3 protein-coding genes are annotated in these 1,580 nt (G+C 55.4%); all 3 read right to left on the reverse strand.

Annotated elements, in window-relative coordinates; genetic code table 11:
- Positions 1-133 precede the first annotated feature (133 nt).
- A complete protein-coding gene (locus ACYVIP_RS44735; RefSeq protein WP_460407334.1) occupies positions 134-595 on the reverse strand; it encodes a hypothetical protein in 462 nt (153 codons plus the stop codon).
- Positions 596-598: 3 nt separating this feature from the next.
- On the reverse strand, positions 599-1,129 hold the full coding sequence (locus tag ACYVIP_RS44740) for a helix-turn-helix domain-containing protein (RefSeq protein ID WP_460407336.1): 531 nt from the start codon (positions 1,127-1,129) through the stop codon (positions 599-601).
- Between the two features lie 70 nt (positions 1,130-1,199).
- On the reverse strand, positions 1,200-1,580 hold a 381-nt coding region (locus ACYVIP_RS44745), incomplete at its 5' end, for a hypothetical protein (RefSeq protein WP_460407338.1).

Below are 1,580 nucleotides of genomic sequence, written 5' to 3' on the forward strand. Positions count from 1 at the left end.
ACCGCAAGATCGTCAAATCCACGTGAGACATGGTCTAAGCACAACGCCACAACGTCGGATGCATCCTGGCCACCCGCGAGACATACAAGCGCCCCACCCACCACAAGAAGGGCACCAAACCGCGGCGCTCAGATTAAAGATCAAGCTCAGGGTCGAGCCACTGCGCGACAGGATCCTCGCCCATGACCCATAGCTTCCCACCTGTCATCTGAATCTCGTGGGTGAACCCTTCCTCATGTGGAAGCACCTCATCGAGTTGGACGTAACCGGCATTATCTCGTGATGCCTCGAACTTAAAATCGAGAACCTTCCGGTAAGTAATCAGCAAGCCACTGTCATGCTTGAACTCATTAGGGAAGAGCCGCAAAGCAACCAGCGCTCCTCCATCACCTTCGCAGACTTCCATCTTCCCGAACTTGAGATCCTTAACACATTGAGACCCGAAGAAGTCGTAGTGCCCGGGATCCGTCGCAAAAGCTCGAGCACCCTCAGGCAATTCCTCCTCAATCTCCGGAAGAATCGCCAAATAGGCATCCGGATCCAAAGAGTATCCCCGCCAGGATCCCACGAATTTTTCAATCTTGATGTATTTCATCCACTAGCAACCGTTTCCGTCAACATGTGGCCGTTTCCATGCCTCACCTTTTATATCAGCATTAGGAGCCAGCCTGCCAGACCGACGCATCTCGTCGACTGCGACACCCTTTAGTCGGTTTTCCACTGTCGCCCCCAGGTCAATGCTTGCGGAGTGACCGTGCGACATGCCGGTAGCGGCGGCCATCGACCGAGTTGACCAGTTGGTGTCCTGCCCAGACGGCGCTTGTTCCAAGGTCTTCACGATCACCTGCTCGACCTGCTCGTCAGTGATCTTCCGCGGAGCACCCGGTCGCGGCTGGTCCGACAAGCCCTCCAACCGGTCGACCACGAACCGGTTACGCCACCTACTGACCGTGTTCCGGGAAACACCCAACTGCTCAGCGACCTGCCCATTGTTGTCGTTCTCCGCGCAAGCCAACACAATCCGCGATCGCAGCGCCAACGCCTGAACGGTCATACGGCGACGCGCCCAACCCTTCAACACCTGACGTTCGTCGGCCAACAGCACGGGCAACGGCTTCGGGGTCGGCATCCACACACTTTAGACTGCCACCGAACTTCCAACTCAGGACACTAGCCCACAATGGTCTCACAGGCCAACGTCAAGAAATCAGGGCCCTCACTTCAATTGACCAGATATCTCCAAACTCTCGAGCCAGGTCCGCGACATCACTACCCGCCTGTCGTACCACTGTCATGTATGAGCTCGTCCCATCGACATTAAATGTCCCGAAATCTGCAGTCATTTTGTCAGGTTTCAGCCTCGGCGAGGAGGGTATTGCCGCGAAGCGCTCCAGCATGCTCTCCAAGCTCACCGACGAACGGAATTGGCCGTATCGATCCACCAGCGATCTTGGAACCAGATCAGTACCATTCGACAATCGATGGATCTGAATCGAGAATCCGAAACAAGTCCATCCATCATTGGATGGATTGCTGTAGAACTCGATCAGTCCATAGTCGCGACGCATCCACTTATCGCG

This window comes from Actinophytocola sediminis (assembly GCF_054779715.1).

Excerpts from the sequence above, each read along its gene's own strand:
- ACYVIP_RS44735 (WP_460407334.1), bottom strand. The coding sequence starts at position 595 with ATGAAATACATCAAGATTGAAAAATTCGTGGGATCCTGGCGGGGATAC.
- ACYVIP_RS44740 (WP_460407336.1), bottom strand. The coding sequence starts at position 1,129 with ATGCCGACCCCGAAGCCGTTGCCCGTGCTGTTGGCCGACGAACGTCAG.